Origin of the sequence: Pseudomonas sp. NPDC087626 (genome assembly GCF_044743405.1) — a bacterium.
In the GTDB taxonomy this organism is placed as follows: domain Bacteria; phylum Pseudomonadota; class Gammaproteobacteria; order Pseudomonadales; family Pseudomonadaceae; genus Aquipseudomonas.
This window is the reverse complement of record NZ_JBIUWJ010000005.1, coordinates 188,860-206,833: the sequence shown is the minus strand read 5'-3', so window position 1 is coordinate 206,833 and position 17,974 is coordinate 188,860. Positions and strand designations below refer to the sequence as shown.

The window sequence follows — 17,974 nt, the reverse complement described above, 5'->3', positions numbered from 1 at the left end:
GATTTACCGATCATCGGGTCCCGGACGGGCTCGCGTTCCGCTACAATGCGCGCCGATTTCGACTTGCCTGAGAGCCCACTCATGTCCGCCTGCCAGACTCCTATCATCGTCGCCCTGGATTTCCCTACCCGTGACGCCGCACTGAAGCTGGCTGACCAGTTGGACCCCAAGCTGTGCCGGGTCAAGGTCGGTAAAGAGCTGTTCACCAGTTGTGCTGCGGAAATCGTCGGAACCCTGCGCGACAAGGGTTTTGAAGTATTTCTCGACCTCAAGTTCCACGACATTCCCAACACCACTGCGATGGCCGTCAAGGCGGCAGCGGAGATGGGTGTGTGGATGGTCAACGTGCATTGCTCCGGTGGCTTGCGCATGATGGCGGCCTGCCGTGAAGTGCTCGACCAGCGCAGTGGTCCCAAGCCGCTGCTGATTGGCGTGACGGTGCTGACCAGCATGGAGCGTGAGGACCTGGCCGGGATCGGCCTGGACATCGAGCCGCAGGAGCAGGTCTTGCGTCTGGCGGCACTGGCGCAGAAAGCCGGGATGGATGGCCTGGTGTGTTCGGCGCTGGAAGCCCAGGCCTTGAAGGCGGCACATCCGTCGCTGCAACTGGTGACCCCGGGGATTCGTCCGGCGGGCAGTGCGCAGGACGATCAGCGCCGGATCCTTACTCCGCGCCAGGCTCTGGATGCGGGTTCTGACTATCTGGTGATCGGGCGTCCGATCAGTCAGGCGGCTGATCCAGCCAAGGCGTTGGCTGCGGTTGTGGCTGAGTTGGCTTTGTAGGGGCGGCGCATTTCTCTTCTGTGGGAGCGAGCTTGCTCGCGATAGCGGCCTGCGCCACACCCTAGATCTCGGCAATACCCCAATCCCCTGTAGCAGCTGCCGAGCCCGCGAGGCTGCGTTCGAGGACGCAGTCCACGCCCCGGCTATCTCAAGATCAAGAGCTGCAGGCGAGCCAACGCTCGGCCTGTTGAGTGGTGGTGGCTTCTGTAGGGGCTGGCTTGCCGGTGAGGGTGCGACAAGCCAGCAGTGCTGGCTTGGGTTAAACCTTCAACACCAGTTTCCCGAAGTTTTCGCCGCTGAACAATTTCATCAGGGTTTCCGGGAACGTCTCCAGTCCGTCAACGATATCCTCCTTGCTCTTGAGCTGACCCTTGGCCATCCAGCCGGCCATTTCCTGCCCGGCGGCCGCGAATTGTGCGGCGTAGTCCATCACCACGAATCCTTCCATGCGTGCCCGGTTGACCAGCAGCGAGAGGTAGTTGGCCGGCCCCTTGATTGCTTCCTTGTTGTTGTACTGGCTGATGGCGCCGCAGATGATCACGCGGGCCTTGACGTTCAGGCGGCTCAGTACAGCGTCGAGGATGTCGCCGCCGACGTTGTCGAAGTACACGTCCACGCCTTTCGGGCATTCGCGCTTGAGACCGGCCACCACGTCCTCACTCTTGTAGTCGATGGCCCCGTCGAAACCCAGTTCGTCAATCAGGAACCGGCACTTGTCGGCCCCCCCGGCAATGCCCACCACGCGGCAACCTTTGAGTTTGGCAATCTGCCCGGCGATGCTGCCGACCGCTCCGGCGGCGCCAGACAGCACCACGGTTTCACCGGCCTTGGGTGCGCCGACGTCCAGCAGCGCGAAATAAGCGGTCATGCCGGTCATGCCCAGCGCTGACAGGTAACGTGGCAGTGGCGCCAGTTTCGGATCGACCTTGTAGAAACCGCGCGGCTCACCGAGGAAGTAGTCCTGCACCCCTAGTGCGCCGTTGACGTAATCGCCCACGGTAAACCCGGGGTTGTTGGAGGCAATGACCTGGCCCACGCCCAAGGCACGCATGACTTCGCCAATGCCCACTGGCGCGATGTAGGACTTGCCTTCGTTCATCCAGCCGCGCATGGCCGGGTCCAGCGACAGGTACTCGTTCTTGACCAGGATCTGGCCCGCCGCCGGTTCGCCCACCGGTACTTGCTGATAGGTAAAGGTTTCGCGGTTTGCCGCCCCCACCGGGCGTTTGGCGAGCAGGAATTGGCGGTTGGTCTGGGCAGTCATGGCGGGTACTCAAGGGTGAAGGAAGTCTGATTGATAGACCCTCATGGCCGATGTCGCAAGGTTTGCTGATCCAGCGAATACGGCTCGATCCAACGCAGTGATAGTTCGGTGGGCCTATTCATCACTGCTACTCATGAGCGATCAACCGGCCTTCTGATAGTGCTGACGTGCGACAGGGCCGGGTGGCTAGACTGGCAAAACGCGTTCACTCCCATTTTTCGAGGACACAACAATGAGCATGACGTTTTCTGGCCGGGTAGCGTTGGTGACCGGTGCGGCCGCCGGTATCGGCCGTGCGACTGCCCAGGCATTTGCCGCCGAAGGCTTGCAAGTGGTGGTGGCGGATCTCGATGTGGCGGGGGGAGAGGGCGCGGTCGAACTGATTCGTGCGGCCGGTGGCGAGGCAGTGTTTGTGCGTTGCAACGTGACCCAGGAAAGCGACGTGCAAAACCTGATGGCGCAAGCCGTGAGTACTTATGGCCGAATTGATTACGCCTTCAACAACGCCGGGATCGAGATCGAAAAGGGCAAGCTGGCCGAGGGCACGCTCGATGAGTTCGACGCGATCATGGGGGTCAATGTCAAAGGTGTCTGGCTGTGCATGAAACATCAACTGCCTTTGATGCTGGCCCAGGGCGGTGGCGCCATCGTCAATACCGCCTCGGTGGCCGGCCTGGGGGCGGCACCTAAGATGAGCATCTACGCTGCGTCCAAGCACGCGGTGATCGGCCTGACCAAGTCGGCCGCCATCGAATATGCGAAGAAAAAGATCCGGGTCAATGCGGTGTGTCCTGCGGTGATTGATACCGACATGTTCCGTCGGGCCTACGAGGCCGATCCGAAAAAGGCCGACTTCGCTGCCGCCATGCACCCGGTGGGACGTATAGGCAAGGTGGAAGAAATTGCCAGTGCGGTGCTGTACCTGTGCAGCGATGGCGCGGCGTTTACCACAGGCCATTCGTTGGCCGTGGATGGTGGGGTGACGGCTTTTTGATGGACTGAGGAAAGCCGAGTTTTCTGCAGTGCAACCACTGGAACTTATGTAAGAGCAAGCCCGCATTCCTGTGGGCTTTTTTGTGTCTTTGGTGAATGTGTTTCAAGGGGTTAGGGCGAGGGGGTTTTGACCGGGTGCCGCGTCAAGCGGACAGGCAGGCTGTGCTTAACTGATCGAGGAAATAATCTAAAACATTTGGAGCTGATTTCTCATGGAATTGAGAATCGATCGTCAGGCGCTGGTCCCCGTCGTGCAGCAGGTGGTTGATGCGCTTGCCGGCAGAATTCGCCAGGGTGCCATCGAGCCTGGCACGCGTTTACCCTCTGTTCGCCAACTGGCCCGGGACAACCTGCTCAGCCAATCCTGCGTGATAGAAGCCTACGAGCGCATGGTGGCGCAGGGCGTGCTTGCATCGCGTCATGGTTCAAGCTATTTCGTTGTCACGCCGCTGCTCCCGTGCAGCTCTGAAGAAGTGCTCGCTGCCGGGGCAAGCCCGTTGCCCCTGGGATGTGCCGGCATGCCGCAAAGCTGGCGCGAAAGCGATGACCTCGGGTATGCGATCCGGCAGATGTCACGCACCGATATGCAGGGGTTGTTCAGCTACAGCTCGGTGTATGGCTTGCCGGCCCTGCGCCTGCAGATTCTCAAGCGCCTGAAACAGATTTCGATCGTCGCCGAGCAGTCCCAGGTGCTCACCACTGCCGGCGCCACCCATGGGCTGGACCTGATCATCCGCACCCTGCTCAAACCCGGTGATTGTGTGGTGGTGGAAACGCCCGGTCATTCGAACCTGTTCGAGCAATTGCGGTTGTCAGGTGTGCGGATGCTCGAGGTGCCGCGTACCCCGCGTGGGCCGGACATCCAGGTGCTTGAGTCGCTCTTGGCAGTCCATCAGCCGCGCGCACTGTTCATCAACAGCCAGTTTCACAATCCTACCGGCAGTTGCCTGGTCCTCGCTGTGGCGCAACGCCTGCTGGAGCTGGCCGCTCAATATGGGCTGTGCATTGTCGAAGATGACGTCTATGGCGATTTTCACGGGCGCAGTGCGACTCGTCTGGCCGCGCTGGATAACGCTGGCTGTGTGATCTACCTCGGCAGTTTTTCCAAGACCCTCAGCAGCTCGCTGCGGGTCGGCTATGTCGTGGCCAATCAGGCGCTGGTGGCGCGCCTGGCGCAGGTCAAGCGGATCACCAGTCTGGGCGTCTCCTGCTTCAGTGAAGCGGTGCTCCATACCCTGCTGGCCAACGGGGCATATCGCAAGCTGGTGCAGCGCCAGCGGCTGCGTTTGAAGCGCGAGCTGAACGCGTCACTGCAGGTGCTGGAGGACGCGGACTGGGAAGTCTTTGGCAGACCTTCGGGGGGGCTGTATATCTGGGCCAGGCCCAGGGCTTGTGCAGCGAAACACGTACGCGCCCTCGCGCAGCGACACGGTATTGCCCTGGCTGGCAGCGCTGAATTCAGCCCCAGCGGCGAGGCCGGCGATTGGTTGCGCATCAATGTGGCCTATGCCGGCGACTCACAAGCATTGGCGTTCTTTCAGGCCTGCGCATTGGAGGATCGACCTCAAGCGTTCTGAAAGCGACGCATACATAGCTTTTTGCCATGATTGCGGCAGCCGAGACTTGTGCTTGAGGGGCCCCGGTTGCGACCCTGCCGGGAGAGAAAATGGCCCCCATTGCCATTGGCCACTGGAAGAAGGTGACGAGCAATGATTTCAGGCGCGCAAGGATATTTCGCCAACCTCGGCATGGCGAAAAAACTGGGACTGGGTTTTATCCTGGTGTTGCTGTTGACTGCCCTGGTAGCGGCTATCGGGGTCTGGTCGCTGCACACCATCAGCCAGCGTTTCGACGGGCTCAAGCAAATGTCGGCGCTCAACAGTGGCCTGCTCAAGGTGCGTCTGCTGGAGCAGGAGTATGCCTTGCACGCCGATGACAAAACCGCCGAGGCCTTGCGCCAGGGCCTTGACGGTTTGCTCAACCTGACCGCCGAGCTCAAGGCGCGGTCGGCGGTCAATGCCCCGGTGATGAATGAGGTCGAGCATTCCCTGGGCGCCTATCGCAAGGCCTTCGATGAATTTGTCGAGCTGACTTCGGCCAAGGACCTGGCGCTGGAAATGGCCAGTTGGTCGGTCGCAAGCGTGGCCAACAACCTGGATGTATTGCAGGCGGGGCTGGCTGACGATGGCGCCTACACACTCAAGGAGTCGGCCGGCAAGGAGGGTGGTGAATTTATCGAGCAAGCCAGCCAGGTCAGTCAGGTCTCGAAGTTGATGCTGCAGGCAATGAACGAGGCGCGGGTCCGCCTGGACCAGAGCCGCAAGGCCACCACGCAGGATCGCGAGCAGGGCAAGATCGAGCAGGCTGACCAGGCGTTGAGCCAGGCGCAAGCGCTGATGCAGGTGGTCAAGGATGGTGGTTACCAGACTGTACTCGGCGAGGTGGCCGGGCACATCGCCAGTTTCACCGAAAAACTGGCGGAGTACACCGAACTCCTGGCTCGCGAACAACAGGTGTATCAACAGTTACATGCACGTGCTGGCGAAGTGGTGCAGCGGGTCGATCAGGCTTACGCCGCACAAGACCAGGCGATGCAGGCAGAGTTGCAGCAAAACTCGCTGCTGATCATTGTGTCGTCGGCCTTGGCCTTGGTGGTCGGACTGATCGCCGCCTGGCTGATCACCCGACTGATCGTTAGCCCTTTGCGCAGCGTAATCCGACTGGCCGAGCAAATTGCCGCTGGCGACTTGAGTGCCAGTGTAGTGGTGACCCGGCGTGATGAAATCGGCCAGCTGATGCAGGCCATGCAGCAGATGGGCGCGGGATTGAGCCGGATCGTCAGTGGCCTGCAGGCGGGCATCGAGCAACTGGCCAGCTCCGCGCAGTCGCTGTCGGCAGGGACCGAGCAGACCAATCTTGAAGTCAGCAGCCAGAAAGAGGAAACCGAACAAGTTGCCACCGCCATGAATCAGATGACGGCCACGGTGCACGACGTGGCGCGCAATGCCGAGGAAGCGGCGCAGGCTGCCCAAACCGCTGACAGCAAGGTGGAGTCCGGCCAGCAGGTGGTGCGTCAGAGCATGCAGCGGATCGAGCAACTGGCAGACTCGGCGACGTCGGCCAGCTCCAGCATCGAGAGCTTGAGCGCCGAGATCCAGAACATTGGCAGTGTCCTCAGCGTGATCAAGAGCGTGGCCGAGCAAACCAATCTACTGGCCCTCAACGCCGCCATTGAGGCGGCGCGGGCAGGCGAGCAGGGCAGGGGCTTTGCCGTGGTGGCCGATGAGGTCCGCGCGCTGGCCAAGCGCACCCAGCAGTCGACCGAGGAAATCGAGCGCCTGGTGTCTTCCCTGCGCGGCGCCGCGCAGTCTTCAGTGCAGCAGATCCAGAACAGTGGCGAGTTGGTCAAGCTGGCGGTCAGTGATGCGTTGCAGACCGAGAGCGCACTGGGCAGTATCGCTGCGGCCGTTTCGCTGATTCAGCAGATGAACCAGCAGATCGCGGCCGCAGCCGAGCAGCAGAGTTCGGTGGCCGAAGAGATCAATCGCAGCGTCACCAGCATCCGTGCCAGTGCCGATCAATCCTCGCTGGCCATGCAGGGCAATGCCGCGTCGAGCATTGAGCTGGCGCAGCTGGGTGTGGAACTGAAGGGGATGGTCGGGCATTTCAGGCTGTAAGGCGGGGCGCCTTCGAGGATCGCAGGCCAGTACTGGCCCGCGATCCTTGAAGGCGGCATCAGTCGTAGATGACCTTTTTCTTCCAGTCGGCATCGGCCTCGACTTCCTTGAGGCCCTCGGTCAACTCATTCACGTCACCTTCAACCGGGGCAATGTTGGTCAGCACCATGGAGTTGGCGCGGGCCAGGAGTTTTTCCAGGAACTTCAGCTGTTCACTGTAGGCCTGCGGATCGGGTTGTTTGCGCAAGTACTGCACGCCACGCTCGAATGCCAGGCGCGCCTGGCCAGGTTGCTCCTGTTGCAGGGCGTGCTGGCCCAGATTGCTGAAAAACTCGATGTGCAGCAGCACCAGGATGTGGCGGATTTCACGAATCCAGCTTTTTGCCTCGTTGGTGGGCAGGAAACCATCGTGGGCGGCGCGGGTGACCTGTCCATGCAAGGCTTCGAGCAGGAAACGTACGTCCTTGGCCTTGGCCTCGGTCAGGATCGGCGCCGGCGGGTTGTTCACCGGAATCGATTCGCCCTGGGCAATCAAGGCCTTCAACTCTTCGATGCGGCTTTTCAAGGGGGTGCTGGATTTCTCCAGATTGAGCATGCGCTGGCAGACGTTCAGTTCCAGGCGAGCCAGCAGCAACTTGAGGGCCGGTGTCATCAACTGGCCGGGGAAGGTCTCGGTGATTTCGCCGCAGCGGCGCAAGCGGTCATTGAGTTCAACCTTGGTGCGGGCCTTTTGCAGCTTGTTGTTTTCCACCACATTGTTCATGTAGCCAATAGCGATCAGTAGTGCGATCCCGACTATTACTAGCAGGGTGATCATGAGTGGTGTCACCGTGAAGACCTCTTTATTGGGTTTGGGTGCGAGTGTAGTGGCTAAGCCTGGGGGCGGATAGGGCGGTGCGACGAGTTGAAACGGGCCCTGCAGCGGTCGATAGGGGTAGGTGGTCGATGGATGCACAATGCCACTATCGGTGTGCCAAGGACTATAGCGCCTTGGCGAGTGCCAGAATATAGGCGTCAAACACCGGTCGGCCGAAAACCCCGAAACGTCCCACAAAGGACAGCGAAGTCATTGATTTAAATAAATTTATATCGGGGGGTTGACGACCCCTCAATCCATCCATAGAATGCGCGCCACTTACAGCGTAAAGCGAACAGCAAAACGCGGTAGGGAGTGAAGTTGTAGCTGTGTCCCCTTCGTCTAGTGGCCTAGGACACCGCCCTTTCACGGCGGTAACAGGGGTTCGAGTCCCCTAGGGGACGCCAATGCGGGAATAGCTCAGTTGGTAGAGCACGACCTTGCCAAGGTCGGGGTCGCGAGTTCGAGTCTCGTTTCCCGCTCCAATTTTAAACAGCAGTGCTTTCGGGCGGTGCTGAGTGAAACCAGAACCAAGTCTTCGGATGCGGCTCTGGACACCGAAACACACACCATGTGTTCCGGGTAGCGTGTCCCCTTCGTCTAGTGGCCTAGGACACCGCCCTTTCACGGCGGTAACAGGGGTTCGAGTCCCCTAGGGGACGCCATTTGCGGGAATAGCTCAGTTGGTAGAGCACGACCTTGCCAAGGTCGGGGTCGCGAGTTCGAGTCTCGTTTCCCGCTCCAAATTTAACGAGAGCGCCACTCAGTGAGTGGCGTTTTTGTTGGTCACCGCAGCACACGCCATGTGTTGCGGGTAGTAGTTGCTGTGTCCCCTTCGTCTAGTGGCCTAGGACACCGCCCTTTCACGGCGGTAACAGGGGTTCGAGTCCCCTAGGGGACGCCATTGCGGGAATAGCTCAGTTGGTAGAGCACGACCTTGCCAAGGTCGGGGTCGCGAGTTCGAGTCTCGTTTCCCGCTCCATATTCATCAAAAACGCCGCTCATCGAGCGGCGTTTTTGTGTGCGTGGTTTTTTTGTTGCCTCGCCATTCAAGTGGCAATACCTGCTGCCCACCGGGTGTTTCCCCTCGCCATTAAACCTCTCAAATTGTTACCGGACGCACCAATACCGGGCGAAGTGCGCACCGGGTAACAGTCTGAACCTTGAACGGCCTGATCCTCAATACACTGTTTATGTACGGCGAAACCCCCGTGCCTGTGGGCTTGCGTGCCTTTCGCCTGGGGCGGTTTTGCCTTGCGCGGGGGAGTTGGCTGAGTGATTGCATATGCTTGTACGTACAAGTAAATCTATGTGCGTAAGTGTTGAGGTCGAAAGTCGACGCACTGGATTGCTTTTGAAGCTAGCGCTTGAGGTTCGGGATCAGATTTAGCGCCTTGCACGCAGTCCCTGACCCTACCCATGCGTCACAAGCGCCCGTCATGGTTTTAGGAATTGATAATAATGAAAAGAACATTGCTGACCCTTTCTGCGCTGACCCTCTGCCTGGCTGCCGGTGCTGCCCTGGCCAAGGACTACAAGGAGCTGCGTTTTGGCGTCGATCCTTCTTATGCACCCTTCGAATCCAAGGCCGCCGATGGCAGTCTGGTGGGCTTCGATATCGATCTGGGCAACGCGATCTGCGCCGAGTTGAAGGTCAAGTGCCGGTGGGTAGAAAGTGATTTTGACGGCACGATTCCCGGGCTCAAGGCCAACAAGTTCGACGGTGTGATTTCCTCGATGACCGTTACCCCGGCTCGGGAAAAAGTCATCGATTTTTCCAGTGAGCTGTTCTCCGGTCCAACTGCCCTGGTCTACAAGAAGGGTTCCACTGTAGGTATCGACCTGGCTTCGCTCAAGGGCAAAAAAGTCGGCTACGAGCAGGGCACCATTCAAGAGGCCTATGCCAAGCAAGTACTGGACAAGGCTGGCGTGGAAACCCAGGCCTACGCCAACCAGGACCAGGTCTACGCCGACCTGATTTCCGGCCGTCTCGACGCCTCGATCCAGGACATGCTGCAAGCCGAGCTGGGCTTCTTGAAGTCGCCACAAGGTGTCGACTACGAAGTCAGCCCGCCCGTCGACAGTCCACTGTTACCGGCCAAGACCGCGGTGGGTATTGCCAAGGGCAACACCGAACTGAAGGCCCTGATCAATAAAGGCATCCAGGCGCTGCACGATGACGGCACCTACGCGGCGATCCAGAAAAAACACTTCGGTGATCTGAATCTCTACAGCGGCAAATAACGTCCCGCGCCCTTCTCGGGGAGGGCGCTTCTTTATCGCTATAGGTCCTGTGAATTATGTTCGAAGCTCTCTTACAGACGCTCGGGCTTTCCGCATTCAGCTTGCAGGGTTTTGGCCCTCTGTTGCTGGAAGGCAGCTGGATGACCGTCAAGTTATCGATTTTGTCCCTACTGCTGAGTGTGCTGCTCGGACTGCTCGGCGCCAGCGCCAAGCTGTCCAGCCTCAAACTGTTGCGAATTCCCGCCCAGCTCTACACCACCTTGATTCGTGGGGTGCCGGACCTGGTGCTGATGCTGTTGATTTTCTACAGCCTGCAAACCTGGTTGACCAGTTTCACGGTGGCCATGGAGTGGGAATACATCGAGATCAATCCATTTGGCGCCGGGGTCATCACCCTGGGCTTTATCTATGGCGCCTATTTCACCGAGACCTTCCGTGGCGCGATCCTCGCCGTGCCCCGTGGCCAGATGGAAGCTGCCACCGCCTACGGCCTGAGTCGTGCGCAGCGCTTTCGCTTCGTGGTCTTCCCGCAGATGATGCGTTTCGCTTTGCCGGGTATTGGCAACAACTGGATGGTGATTCTCAAGGCCACCGCGCTGGTGTCGATCATCGGCCTGGCCGACCTGGTCAAGGCCGCCCAGGACGCCGGCAAGAGTACTTATCAGTTGTTCTTTTTCCTGGTGTTGGCGGCGCTGATCTACCTGCTGATCACCAGCGCGTCGAATGTCGTCCTGCGCTGGCTTGAGCAGCACTACGCGGCAGGTTCCCGGGAGGCAGTGCGATGATTGAGCTCTTGCAGGAGTACTGGAAGCCGTTCTTCTACAGTGACGGCTACCACATCACCGGCCTGGCGATGACGATGTGGCTGCTCAGCGCCTCGATCTGCATCGGCTTCCTGGTGTCGATCCCGCTGTCGATTGCCCGGGTTTCACCGCATTTCTACATCCGCTGGCCGGTGCAGTTCTACACCTACCTGTTCCGTGGCACGCCGCTGTATATCCAGTTGCTGATCTGCTACACGGGGATCTACAGCCTCGCCGCGATCCGCGCGCAACCGGTGCTCGATGCGTTCTTTCGCGACGCGATGAACTGCACGATCCTGGCCTTCGCCCTGAACACCTGTGCCTACACCACGGAGATTTTCGCCGGGGCGATTCGCAGCATGAACCACGGCGAAGTCGAGGCTGCCAAGGCCTATGGCCTGACGGGCTGGAAGCTGTATGCCTACGTGATCATGCCTTCGGCCCTGCGCCGTTCGTTGCCCTACTACAGCAACGAAGTGATCCTGATGCTGCACTCCACCACCGTGGCCTTCACCGCGACCATCCCGGACATCCTGAAAGTCGCGCGGGACGCCAACTCGGCAACCTTCCTGACGTTCCAGTCGTTCGGCATCGCCGCGTTGATCTACCTGGCCGTAACCTTTGCCCTGGTCGGTCTGTTCCGGGTTGCCGAACGCCGCTGGCTGGCATTTCTCGGTCCAGCCCATTAAGGGCGGCAGTCACCGTCTGCGACCGATGCGCCGCGACGTACCTTTTTTCTTTCTGGATGTTTGCGCCCATGTACAAACTGACCATTGAAGAGTTGCACAAGAGTTACGGTAGCCACGAAGTGCTCAAGGGGGTTTCCCTCAAAGCCAAGACCGGGGATGTGATCAGCCTGATCGGCGCCAGTGGTTCGGGCAAGAGCACCTTTTTGCGTTGCATCAACTTTCTCGAAACCCCCAACGACGGTGCCATGAGCCTGGACGGCAAGTCGATTCGCATGGTCAAGGATCACCATGGCATGCGCGTGGCCGACGACGCCGAGTTGCAACGCCTGCGCACGCGCCTGGCGATGGTGTTTCAGCACTTCAACCTGTGGGGCCACATGACGGTGCTGGAAAACATCAGCATGGCGCCGCGCCGGGTGCTGGGTGTCAGCAAGAAAGAGGCTGAAGAGCGGGCCCGCCGTTATCTGGAAAAGGTCGGCCTGCCGGCTCGTGTGGCAGAGCAGTATCCGGCGTTCCTCTCCGGTGGCCAGCAGCAGCGGGTGGCGATCGCCCGTGCGCTGGCAATGGAGCCGGAAGTCATGCTGTTCGACGAGCCCACTTCGGCCTTGGACCCGGAGTTGGTGGGGGAGGTGCTCAAGGTGATCCAGGGGTTGGCCGAAGAGGGGCGGACGATGATCATGGTCACCCATGAAATGAGCTTTGCGCGCAAGGTCTCCAACCAGGTGCTGTTCCTGCATCAAGGGCGAGTCGAAGAGCAGGGGGCGCCGGAGGAGGTGCTGGGTAATCCGAAGAGCGAGCGCCTGCAACAGTTTCTCAGCGGTAATCTGAAGTAACTGCGTGCGCGTCCGGCCGCGGGGCTGGGCGCGTGCAGTTTGTTACAGCGAGAGCAGCAGGCGTCCGGCAAACAGAATCAGGATCACGCCCATGGTCCGTTCGAACCAGTGGCCCATGCGCATGAACTGCTGGCGCACCCGGTTGCTGGAAAAGAACAGTGCCACCAGGACAAACCACAGGGCGTTGACCAAACACATCCACAGTCCGTACAGCGCCTGCACCCCCAACGGCGTGGTGGCGCTAATGAGTGTGGTGAAGATCGCCAGAAAGAACAGCGTTGCCTTGGGATTGGTGGCGTTGGTCAGGAAGCCGGTGGTAAAGGCTTTGCCCAGGCTCTGCGGGGCTTCGGCTGTGGCGGCGGCCGGTTCGCTGTCAAGCGTCGACTTGGGTTTGCTGCGCAGCAGGCTCACGCCCAGATAAACGATGTAGCCACCCCCCAGCACCTTGGTCACCGTCAGCAACCAGGGCGTGGTGTGCATCAGTGCGCCGACGCCGAGCACGGTGTACAGCACGTGCACTGAAATGCCCGCGCCAATACCCAGCGCAGTGCAGATCCCCACCCAGCGGCCAAACCTCACGCTCTGGCGGATCGTCACCGCAAAATCCGGCCCCGGGGCCACCACGGCGAGAAAGTGGATGGTCGCCAACGCCAGGAACTCACCCAGATAATTCGAAAGCATCTCAACTCCAGCAGGTAGGGGGGAGCATGCTCTGGCGAGCATGCCGGTAACGTGTGCTTTCAGGGGAGGGGCAGGTCGGGGCTCAGCTGACGTCGTAGCGCACCGACAGCGTGCCTTTCTTCTGCGAGAGGCTGGCGATGGTCACCGTGCCGAGTTCCTGCAGGCGCCGCACATGGGTGCCGCCGCAACCGTAGGCCGGTAGTTCACCAAAACTGATTTCCCGCGCGCCTTCGCGCAGCGAGGTCAGGCGCGGCAGGTCGTCTTCAATCCACTGGGCCAGGGCGTCTTGCAGGGCACTGGCATCGAACTCTGTGGGCGTCTCGCCCGGCTTGAACGTCACCCGTCCTTCACCTGGCCAGTGATGACCCTTGATCGGAATCCAGCCGAGGGTTTCGGCAAAGTGTCCGATCAAGTGCCCGGCCGTATGCAGCCGGGTATTGAGCTGGCGACGTTGCTCGTCGAGGCGGATGCGGGTCATGCCGGGGCTGATGGGCCGATCGACGTAGTGCACGATGCGCTCGGGCTCCTGAACCACCCGCAGGACCTGGCTTTCACCGATCCAGCCGGTGTCGCAGAGTTGACCGCCACCTTGGGGATGGAACAGCGTGGCACGCAGTACGACGGCAAATTCGTTCTCGTAGGGCGTGCACTCCAGGACTTCCACGTTGGCACTGTGTTCATCGCTGTGGAAGAACAGGCGAAGCGTCATATTCCAGGCTCTTATCAAAATTTCCGTTTTTTATTATATGGATGGCGCAATAGCGTGATAATCCGTTCAAACATCAAAGGACTGTTGCGCTGTGAGCATAAATCTACCGTTACCGCTGTTGGGTGAAATGGCGATTTTCGTCAAGGTGGTCGAGACCGGCAGCTTCTCGGAAGCGGCGCGCCAGCTGGGTTCTTCTCCCTCGGCGGTGAGCCGGAGCATCTCGCGCCTGGAAAAGGCCCTGGCCACCCGCTTGCTGCAACGCACCACGCGCAAGTTGCGCCTGAGCGATGGCGGCGAAGAGGTGTTCAAACGCTGCCAGGAGATGGTCAGCGCCGCCCGTTCGGTCATGGAAATCAGTGGCCAGTTTACCCAGGAGGCCGAAGGGTTGGTGCGGGTCAGCGTGCCCAAGGCTGTGGGGCGGTTTGTGATCCATCCGCATATGCCAGAGTTTCTGCGGCGCTATCCCAAGGTCGATGTCGAGTTGCTCCTGGAGGACCGCGAGGTCGACCTGATCGACGACCATGTCGACCTGGCGATCCGCATCACCGACCGCCCACCGGTGGGACTGGTGGGGCGTCAGTTGCTGACCATCGACCACCTGCTGTGTGCGACGCCGCAGTACCTGGCGGAGCACGGCACGCCGAGCCATCCTCACGACCTGCTGAATCACAGTTGCATCTACCTGGGTGAAACGCCGAGCGATGCGCGCTGGAAGTTCAAGCGGGGCAGCAAGGCGGTGACCGTCGGGGTGCGCGGGCGATATGCGGCCAATCACACTGGAGTGCGCCTGGGGGCCGTGTTGCAGCATATCGGCATTGGCAGCCTGCCGTACTTCACCGCCCGGCATGCCCTTGAGCAGGGGTTGATCGTGCAGGTGCTAGCGGACTGGAGCTTTCTCGCTTCCTACAGTGGTGGCGCCTGGTTGCTGCATTCGCCGACCCGCTACCTGCCGCCCAAGCTGAGGGTGTTCATCGATTATCTGGTGGAGTGCCTGGAGAAAGAGCCGACGCTGAGTAAGCCCGGGAAATCGGCTGGGGTGGGTACGTTTGTTGCGCACTATGAGTTGCCGGAGAGTGAGGGGTTGTTCTGAGGTAGTGCGGGAGGGGGGGGACATTTCTGTGGGAGCGGGCTTGCCCGCGATGGCGATTTCCGCCAATCCCCCGTAGCAGCTACCGAGCCCGCGAGGCTGCGTTCGAGGACACAGTCCTCGCCGCCCTTCAATGAGCCGACCTAGCGGTCGGCCTGCTTGGCTGTGCTGTAGGAGGTTCGCTTCCTGCTGTTGATCAGTGCTTGCTGTCCTGGTTCGACAGGGCCAGCAGTTGTTTTTCCTGGTTCCAGTCGAAAGGTTCGTCGTTCTGTTCGGCTTCGAAGCGACGTTCTTCCAGGGCTTGGTACAGGTCGATCTCATCGTCGGGCATGTAGTGCAGGCAGTCACCGGCGAAGTACCACAGCAGGTCGCGTGGGACCATATGGGCGATTTGCGGGTAGCGTTGGATGATCTGGCACATCAGGTCCTGGCCCAGGTACTGGCTTTCGATCGGATCGATCGGCAGGGCGGCACGCAGTTCATCGAAGCGTTCCAGGAACAGCGCATGGCTTTCTTCCGGGACCTGCTCGGCTTCACCGACAGCGACCAGGATACTGCGCAGGAGGTCGAGCTGGACGAGAGTTTGGTCGAGCATAACGGGAGTCCTCTAGAACTAAAGCAAAACGGGCGCCGGAGTATATAGCTCTGGCGCCCGTTTTTCATCTCCGCCGCGCTGGACGGGCCAGGGGCCTAGCGGACTTTGCCCTCGGCCAGTTGCAGTTGCTCCTTGGAAAAGTCATCGACGTCGATCACTTTGCGACGCGCCGCTTCAGCTTCGCGCAGGCTCTGCGCCTCCACGGCTTGCAGCACCCCGGCCTCAAGCGCCGCGTCGATGAGGTTTTCCCCGGCAGCGGGCTTGAACTGCCCGCTCTTGAGGGCCAGGTGGAGTTTTTTCTGCAGCGGATGGACCGCATTCAGCAGATTGCAGGCATGTTGCAGGGCGCCCACCGGATCTTCGACAGCTTGCGGACGGTAGCAGCCGCCCAGCAGCTCCTCGAGGGTCGGGTCGCCCTTGGCCCGGCCGATCACGCCTGCCACTTCGGCACCGAGTCGGTCGTCCGGGCCTTTGTGTCGGCGCCCGAACGGAAACACGATGACCCGCAACAGGCAGCCCAGCACCTTGCTCGGGAAGTTGCTCAACAGCTCGTCCAGCGCCCGTTCGGACTGCCCCAGGCTTTCCTCCATTGCCCAGGTGAACAGCGGCCGCATGTGCTCGGGCGAGTCGAGGTCGTGATAACGCTTGAGCGCGGCAGAGGCCAGGTACATGTTGCTCAGTACATCGCCCAGGCGGGCTGACAGGCGCTCACGGCGTTTCAGCTCGCCGCCCAGCAACATCATGCTCAGGTCGGCGAGCATGGCGAAGGCAGCCGCCTGGCGGTTGAGCGCGCGGAAGTAACCCTGGCTGAGTTTGTCGCCGGGACTGTGTTCCAGATGACCAAAGCCGAGGTTGAGGACCAGGGTGCTGGCAGCATTGCTCACGGCAAAGCCGATATGCTTGAGCAGCAAACCGTCGAACTCTTTCAGTGCCTGGTCCTTGTCTTCGCGGCCGGCGAGGGCCATTTCCTTGAGAACGAACGGGTGGCAGCGGATCGCGCCCTGGCCGAAGATCATCAGGTTGCGCGAGAGAATGTTTGCGCCCTCCACGGTGATGAAGATCGGCGCACCTTGCCAGCTACGGCCCAGGTAGTTGTTCGGGCCCATGATGATCGCCTTGCCGCCGTGCACATCCATTGCGTGGCTGATGCACTCGCGACCCCGCTCGGTGAGGTGATACTTGAGCACTGCCGAGAGCACCGAGGGTTTTTCGCCAAGGTCCAGGGCGCTGGCGGTGAGCATGCGGGCCGCGTCCATCATCCAGGCATTGCCGCCGATGCGCGCCATGGCTTCCTGAATACCTTCGAAGGCCGAGAGCGGCACGTTGAACTGTTCACGCACCTGGGCATATTGGCCGGTGACCAGGCTGGTGAACTTGGCGGCGCCCGTGCCTACGGCTGGCAACGAAATCGAGCGTCCCACCGACAGGCAGTTCATCAGCATCATCCAGCCCTTGCCGAGCATCTCCTGGCCGCCAATGAGGAACTCCAGGGGCACGAAAACGTCCTTGCCGGAGTTGGGCCCGTTCATGAACGACGCGCCGAGAGGCAGGTGGCGGCGCCCGATTTCCACGCCATCGGTATCGGTGGGAATCAAGGCCAGGCTGATGCCCAGGTCTTCTTCGTCGCCCAGCAGATGGTCCGGATCATAGGCCTTGAACGCCAGGCCGAGCAGCGTGGCCACGGGGCCCAGGGTGATGTAGCGCTTTTCCCAGTTCAGGCGCAGGCCCAGGGTTTCCTCGCCTTGCCATTGGCCTTTGCAGATAATCCCGGTGTCAGGCATCGCGCCGGCGTCGGAACCTGCCAGCGGGCCGGTCAGGGCGAAGCACGGGATGTCATCGCCACGGGCCAGGCGCGGCAGGTAGTGGTTGCGTTGTTCTTCGGTGCCGTAGTGCAGCAGCAGTTCGGCCGGCCCCAGTGAGTTGGGGACCATGACGGTGGAGGCGAGGTCGCCACTGCGGGTCGCCAGTTTCATCGCCACTTGTGAGTTGGCGTAGGAGGAGAACCCCTTGCCGCCGTATTCCCGGGGAATGATCAGGGCAAAAAAGCCGTTGGCCTTGATATGTGCCCAGGCTTCGGCTGGCAGGTCCATGGTCTGGCCGATCTGCCAGTCGCTGACCATGGCGCAGAGCTCTTCGGTCGGGCCGTCGAGGAAGGCCTGCTCCTCTTCGCTCAACTGCGCCTTGGGATAGGCCAGCAGCTTGTTCCAGTCCGGGCGACCGCTGAACAGTTCACCATCCCACCAGACGGTGCCCGCATCGATGGCGTCGCGTTCGGTTTGCGACATGGGCGGCAGGGTTTTCTGGAACCAGTTGAACAGCGGGGCGCTGAAGAACTTGCGCCGCAGATCTGGCAGGAGCAGGGGCGCGGCCACGGCCGCCAGCGCGATCCAGAAAATCAGCAGCAACCAGCCGGGTGCGTGACTCAGGATGCCCATCGCCAGCAGGTAGGCGGCGACGATACCCAGGGCGGGCAGGGGCGCGGTGCGGCGGTGAGCCAGATAGGCAATTGCGACCACTAGAACCAGTATCCACAACAGCAACATATTCAATCCTCCGTGAAACCAGGGTCAAAACCACCCCAAGAGCTTAGTCGGCATCTGCCAAAGGGGGCGGTTGGCACTATGTGTTTGAATGTGTAGGAAATAGGTGGGTGTATTTCGCTTGTGAAACCGGGCGGCAAGCCGAACAAAAGCTGCGTGGGGTGTGTGACAAGCTCTCATGTTTGGCCGATATGTCGTTATCTCTGTGCTGAGGGTGTCG

The 17,974-nt window shown here is 60.6% G+C and carries 15 protein-coding genes, 6 tRNA genes and 1 pseudogene; 16 read left to right on the top strand and 6 right to left on the bottom strand.

Annotated elements, in window-relative coordinates; translation table 11 throughout:
- Positions 1-81 precede the first annotated feature (81 nt).
- Complete coding sequence (gene pyrF / locus ACIOVD_RS06740) at positions 82-783, top strand: orotidine-5'-phosphate decarboxylase (protein ID WP_162530196.1); 702 nt, start codon at positions 82-84, stop codon at positions 781-783.
- 259 nt (positions 784-1,042) lie between these two features.
- On the opposite strand, the gene ACIOVD_RS06735 is transcribed toward pyrF, so the two are convergent.
- Positions 1,043-2,047: an NADP-dependent oxidoreductase gene (locus tag ACIOVD_RS06735; protein WP_095167578.1), complete on the bottom strand. Its 1,005-nt coding sequence runs from the start codon at positions 2,045-2,047 to the stop codon at positions 1,043-1,045.
- A gap of 232 nt (positions 2,048-2,279) precedes the next feature.
- On the opposite strand from ACIOVD_RS06735, the gene ACIOVD_RS06730 reads away from it, so the two are divergent.
- From ACIOVD_RS06730 to ACIOVD_RS06715, 4 genes and pseudogenes are all read left to right on the top strand, one after another.
- On the top strand, positions 2,280-3,041 hold the full coding sequence (locus ACIOVD_RS06730; protein WP_401126752.1) for an SDR family oxidoreductase: 762 nt from the start codon (positions 2,280-2,282) through the stop codon (positions 3,039-3,041).
- A 211-nt stretch (positions 3,042-3,252) separates the two neighbouring features.
- Complete coding sequence (locus ACIOVD_RS06725) at positions 3,253-4,617, top strand: PLP-dependent aminotransferase family protein (RefSeq protein WP_095167582.1); 1,365 nt, start codon at positions 3,253-3,255, stop codon at positions 4,615-4,617.
- A gap of 132 nt (positions 4,618-4,749) precedes the next feature.
- Positions 4,750-6,018: pseudogene (locus ACIOVD_RS06720) on the top strand (methyl-accepting chemotaxis protein); the annotation flags it as partial.
- Positions 6,004-6,717, top strand: a complete 714-nt coding sequence (locus tag ACIOVD_RS06715; RefSeq protein ID WP_401126783.1) for a methyl-accepting chemotaxis protein — start codon at positions 6,004-6,006, stop codon at positions 6,715-6,717. The pseudogene ACIOVD_RS06720 and the gene ACIOVD_RS06715, both read left to right, overlap by 15 nt.
- A gap of 58 nt (positions 6,718-6,775) precedes the next feature.
- Here the strand turns inward: ACIOVD_RS06715 and ACIOVD_RS06710 are convergent, their stop codons facing one another.
- On the bottom strand, positions 6,776-7,534 hold the full coding sequence (locus ACIOVD_RS06710) for a hypothetical protein (RefSeq protein ID WP_174244569.1): 759 nt from the start codon (positions 7,532-7,534) through the stop codon (positions 6,776-6,778).
- 370 nt (positions 7,535-7,904) lie between these two features.
- On the opposite strand from ACIOVD_RS06710, the gene ACIOVD_RS06705 reads away from it, so the two are divergent.
- The 10 genes from ACIOVD_RS06705 to ACIOVD_RS06660 all read left to right on the top strand — a co-directional run bounded on the left by ACIOVD_RS06705 (position 7,905) and on the right by ACIOVD_RS06660 (position 12,142).
- Positions 7,905-7,980 (top strand) — tRNA-Glu (locus ACIOVD_RS06705).
- A 2-nt stretch (positions 7,981-7,982) separates the two neighbouring features.
- A tRNA-Gly gene (locus ACIOVD_RS06700) sits at positions 7,983-8,058 on the top strand.
- A 104-nt stretch (positions 8,059-8,162) separates the two neighbouring features.
- A tRNA-Glu gene (locus ACIOVD_RS06695) sits at positions 8,163-8,238 on the top strand.
- 3 nt (positions 8,239-8,241) lie between these two features.
- Positions 8,242-8,317 (top strand) — tRNA-Gly (locus ACIOVD_RS06690).
- An 84-nt stretch (positions 8,318-8,401) separates the two neighbouring features.
- Positions 8,402-8,477, top strand: a tRNA-Glu gene (locus tag ACIOVD_RS06685).
- 2 nt (positions 8,478-8,479) lie between these two features.
- Positions 8,480-8,555 (top strand) — tRNA-Gly (locus tag ACIOVD_RS06680).
- Positions 8,556-9,034: 479 nt separating this feature from the next.
- Positions 9,035-9,817 (top strand): transporter substrate-binding domain-containing protein, encoded by a 783-nt coding sequence (locus ACIOVD_RS06675; protein WP_095167588.1) that lies wholly within the window; start codon positions 9,035-9,037, stop codon positions 9,815-9,817.
- Between the two features lie 56 nt (positions 9,818-9,873).
- A complete protein-coding gene (locus tag ACIOVD_RS06670; RefSeq protein ID WP_095167590.1) occupies positions 9,874-10,602 on the top strand; it encodes an ABC transporter permease in 729 nt (242 codons plus the stop codon).
- Entirely contained in the window at positions 10,599-11,309 is a 711-nt protein-coding gene (locus tag ACIOVD_RS06665) for an ABC transporter permease (protein WP_401126748.1), read from the top strand. The genes ACIOVD_RS06670 and ACIOVD_RS06665 overlap by 4 nt, the downstream gene beginning before the upstream one ends.
- Before the next feature lie 68 nt (positions 11,310-11,377).
- Positions 11,378-12,142 carry an ABC transporter ATP-binding protein gene (locus tag ACIOVD_RS06660; protein WP_095167593.1) on the top strand — a complete coding sequence of 255 codons (765 nt, stop codon included), beginning with the start codon at positions 11,378-11,380 and terminating at the stop codon, positions 12,140-12,142.
- 42 nt (positions 12,143-12,184) lie between these two features.
- Here the strand turns inward: ACIOVD_RS06660 and ACIOVD_RS06655 are convergent, their stop codons facing one another.
- Both ACIOVD_RS06655 and ACIOVD_RS06650 read right to left on the bottom strand, forming a co-directional pair.
- Positions 12,185-12,823, bottom strand: a complete 639-nt coding sequence (locus ACIOVD_RS06655; RefSeq protein ID WP_401126746.1) for a LysE family translocator — start codon at positions 12,821-12,823, stop codon at positions 12,185-12,187.
- Positions 12,824-12,905: 82 nt separating this feature from the next.
- Complete coding sequence (locus tag ACIOVD_RS06650) at positions 12,906-13,532, bottom strand: hypothetical protein (RefSeq protein WP_095167597.1); 627 nt, start codon at positions 13,530-13,532, stop codon at positions 12,906-12,908.
- Between the two features lie 91 nt (positions 13,533-13,623).
- On the opposite strand from ACIOVD_RS06650, the gene ACIOVD_RS06645 reads away from it, so the two are divergent.
- Positions 13,624-14,622 carry a LysR family transcriptional regulator gene (locus ACIOVD_RS06645; protein ID WP_095167599.1) on the top strand — a complete coding sequence of 333 codons (999 nt, stop codon included), beginning with the start codon at positions 13,624-13,626 and terminating at the stop codon, positions 14,620-14,622.
- A gap of 193 nt (positions 14,623-14,815) precedes the next feature.
- On the opposite strand, the gene ACIOVD_RS06640 is transcribed toward ACIOVD_RS06645, so the two are convergent.
- The gene (locus ACIOVD_RS06640) at positions 14,816-15,214 is read right to left on the bottom strand and encodes a PA2817 family protein (protein ID WP_095167600.1); all 399 of its coding nucleotides are present in this window, start codon (positions 15,212-15,214) and stop codon (positions 14,816-14,818) included.
- Between the two features lie 95 nt (positions 15,215-15,309).
- Positions 15,310-17,757, bottom strand: a complete 2,448-nt coding sequence (locus ACIOVD_RS06635; protein WP_401126743.1) for an acyl-CoA dehydrogenase — start codon at positions 17,755-17,757, stop codon at positions 15,310-15,312.
- Positions 17,758-17,974: the final 217 nt, after the last annotated feature.